We start from the raw sequence: 246 nt of genomic DNA, 5'->3' as shown, positions 1-246 counted from the left end.
TCCTTGCGCAGCCGTACATGTCCTGCTCGCAGATCACGTACAGCTCCTTGTCCAGGTCGGCCAAGGTCTCGATCAGCGCGTGCATCTCGGGCAGTCCGGCCGGCGGCGCGACCGAGCAGCCGGAGAGGTTGGCCTTCACGAACGGCCAGTCCTCGTCGTGGGCCTTCTTGACCACGTCGGGATCCATCGCCTTGATGTGCACGTACTCGATCCGCTCGGGGTACTTCCGCGCGATCTCCATCGGGT

At 64.6% G+C, this 246-nt stretch carries 1 pseudogene; it reads right to left on the bottom strand.

Annotated elements, in window-relative coordinates:
• Positions 1-246, bottom strand: a pseudogene (locus tag BN358_RS26445) (2-keto-myo-inositol dehydratase); the annotation flags it as partial.

Source organism: Sedimentibacter sp. B4, assembly GCF_000309315.1.
GTDB classification, from domain to species: Bacteria; Bacillota; Clostridia; order Tissierellales; family Sedimentibacteraceae; genus Sedimentibacter; species Sedimentibacter saalensis.
This window is presented reverse-complemented; position numbering and strand designations above follow the sequence as displayed.